The sequence below is a fragment of the Agarivorans sp. genome (assembly GCF_050295395.1).
In the GTDB taxonomy this organism is placed as follows: Bacteria; Pseudomonadota; Gammaproteobacteria; order Enterobacterales; family Celerinatantimonadaceae; genus Agarivorans.
On the sequence record NZ_JBNKPP010000233.1, the window covers coordinates 1 to 2,928 of the forward strand.

At 48.1% G+C, this 2,928-nt stretch carries 3 protein-coding genes; 2 read left to right on the top strand and 1 reads right to left on the bottom strand.

What is annotated here, in order from left to right:
• Nucleotides 1-397: 397 nt before the first annotated feature.
• Entirely contained in the window at nt 398-1,258 is an 861-nt protein-coding gene (locus ACQY6Q_RS13640; RefSeq protein WP_427982201.1) for a YicC/YloC family endoribonuclease, read from the bottom strand.
• Between the two features lie 127 nt (nt 1,259-1,385).
• Between ACQY6Q_RS13640 and rph the strand changes: the two genes are divergently transcribed.
• A complete protein-coding gene (gene rph, locus ACQY6Q_RS13645; RefSeq protein WP_427982202.1) occupies nt 1,386-2,099 on the top strand; it encodes a ribonuclease PH in 714 nt (237 codons plus the stop codon).
• A gap of 14 nt (nt 2,100-2,113) precedes the next feature.
• The gene (gene pyrE / locus ACQY6Q_RS13650; RefSeq protein ID WP_427982203.1) at nt 2,114-2,758 is read left to right on the top strand and encodes an orotate phosphoribosyltransferase; all 645 of its coding nucleotides are present in this window, start codon (nt 2,114-2,116) and stop codon (nt 2,756-2,758) included.
• The last annotated feature ends 170 nt before the right edge of the window (nt 2,759-2,928 follow it).

A 2,928-nucleotide genomic window follows, 5' to 3' on the forward strand; every position in this document is an offset into this window, starting at 1 on the left:
ATGAAAAGAAGTCGCGGTTACGATACCACATTTTTACATAATATGACTATAAAGCTAGCAAACAGTAAGGCATTTCCCGATCGAAGCCATGTACTTAAACTGGCATAAGCCAAGCGGTTTAGAATAAGAAAGGCTAATGAAATAGTCGAGGTTTACAGCGAAGGTATTCTGGATGACGTGAATCGCTCTAAGGTAGTTGAGCTATGGGCAATAATTGGCGGCTTCATACTCCGATTCCTCATTTCATGTGGCAGTAAGAGGCTAAATGAGCTGTAGGCTAATCGGTGTTTAGATAGAGTTATTTTGTTAACTACATGACATTGTGAATTTACTCATGGATAAAATTAAACAGCCCTTGTTGCTAAGGGCTGAGAAGGGCTGAAGAGGAGTTTAGGGTTTACTCAATATTTTGGATCTGCTCTCTCATTTGCTCGATTAATACCTTAAGCTCTACTGCGGCTTGAGTGATCTCGGCGTTAATTGACTTTGAGGCGAGGGTGTTGGCTTCGCGGTTGAACTCTTGCATCATGAAGTCGAGGCGTCGGCCACAGGCGCCGCCTTTTTTCAGAATTTTACGCGTCTCGCTAACGTGAGAGTCGAGGCGGTCTAGCTCTTCGGCCACGTCAATTTTTTGCGCTACCATAATCATTTCTTGCTCGATGCGCTGCGGGTCGAGTTCTTCGATGACATCGGCTAAACGGCTGGTTAAGCGCTCGCGTTGCCATTCCATTACCGTAGGCATTTGTTCGCGCACAAAGGCCACTTGTTCGGTAATTTTATCTAAACGGCTGGTAATCATGGTGGCGGTGTTGGCCCCTTCGCTGGCGCGGCTGTCGATGAACGCAGTGAGGGCGTCTTGCCAGGCTGCTAGCAGTTCTTTGCTCAGCGCATCGGCGTCTTGCTCTGGGGTTTCCATTACACCCGGCCAACGCAGAATGTCTACTGGGTTGATTTGTCCGCCAGCTTGCTGCTGTACCCATTCGGCGTTTTTAATTAGTTGTTCGGCTAGGCTTTGATTGAGTTGTAGCTCGCCACGCTTGGCTTGGTCTGCCTCAAAACGTAGGCTGCATTCTACTTTACCGCGTTGTAGGGCTTTGCGGATCTTCTCCCGCAGTACTGGCTCTAGGGCGCGAAACTGTTCTGGCATGCGCCAGTAGGTTTCTAAATAACGTTGGTTTACGCTGCGAATTTCCCATGTGGCACTGCCCCAATCGGCTTTGATTTGGTGGCGTGCGTAGCCTGTCATACTGTGGATCATAGTTGAATGCCCTTAATAAATTTGTTCGATTATAACGACTATTGTTGGCTTAGTCAGGCAGGGGCGTGACCAAGTGCGTTAAAAGCCTATATAATAGCCGCGAATTTTAAACTACAGGGTTATTACCATGCGTCCGAACGGAAGATCCGAGCACCAAATGCGTCCAATTACTATCACTCGCCACTATACGGCCCACGCCGAAGGCTCGGTATTGATTGAATTTGGTAATACCAAAGTGTTGTGTAATGCGTCGGTAGAAGATGGCGTGCCACGTTTTTTAAAAGGCAAAGGGCAAGGTTGGATTACTGCGGAATACGGTATGCTGCCTCGTTCAACCCATAGCCGTATGGGGCGTGAAGCGGCGCGCGGTAAGCAAAGTGGTCGTACTCAAGAAATTCAGCGCCTGATTGGCCGCTCGTTACGTGCCGCAGTAGACTTAGAAGCCTTAGGTGAATACACCATTGTGGTGGATTGTGATGTGATTCAGGCTGACGGCGGCACTCGCACCGCGGCCATTAGTGGCGCTTGTGTGGCCTTGCAAGATGCCATTTGGTGGATGATAGAACAGAAGAAACTGAAGGTAAGCCCACTTAAGCAGTTGATTGCGGCGGTATCGGTGGGTGTGGTTGACGGTACGGTGGTATGTGACCTTGAGTACACCGAAGACAGCGTAGCTGAAACCGATATGAATGTGGTGATGTGTGAAGATGGCAACATGATTGAGGTGCAAGGTACAGCCGAAGGTGCGCCATTCAGCCACCAAGAATTATTAGCCATGCTAGCTTTTGCCAAAGATGGCATTAGCCAAATTAACGCCGCCCAGCGTGAAGCCTTAGCGTAGTGAGTGAGAATAAGATGAAAGCCTATCAAAGAGAATTTATTGAGTTTGCTTTAGCCAAAGGGGTATTAAAGTTTGGCGAATTTACCCTAAAGTCTGGCCGAACTAGCCCTTATTTTTTTAATGCGGGTTTGTTTAATACGGGGCGTGATTTAAATCGCTTGGGTAAATTTTACGCCGCAGCTTTGGAAGATGCGGGTATCGCTTACGACTTAGTGTTTGGCCCTGCTTATAAAGGGATCCCGATTGCTACTACCACTGTAGTGGCTTTGGATGAGCATTATGGCAAAGATGTACCCTACTGCTTTAACCGTAAAGAAGCGAAAGATCACGGCGAAGGCGGTAACTTGGTGGGCTCTGAGCTAGCTGGCCGAGTAATGTTGGTAGACGATGTGATTACTGCCGGTACGGCGATTCGTGAGTCGATGGACATTATTGAAGCGCATCAGGCGCAATTAGCCGGGGTGTTAATTGCCTTAGATCGCCAAGAAAAAGGCAAAGGCGAGTTGTCGGCGATTCAGGAAGTGGAGCGAGATTATAAAGCTACGGTGATTTCCATCATTAAGTTAGCTGATTTAATTACTTACTTAGAAGAGCAAGGCAACAATCAACAGGTCTTGGCCGCGGTGAGTGCTTACCGCGAGCAATATGGTATTGCTTAAACTCCGTTAACGTTTCTTTAGGCGACCTTAGGGTCGCCTTTTTTATGGGCTTATGCTTGGCTTAAGCCTAGCTATCGCGCTCCGACATCCGTGCACCCACTAAGCTGGCGACTAAGATGGCCATGTAAAATACACCAAATACCGCCTCAGCAAAGCTGAAGAAGCGTGTG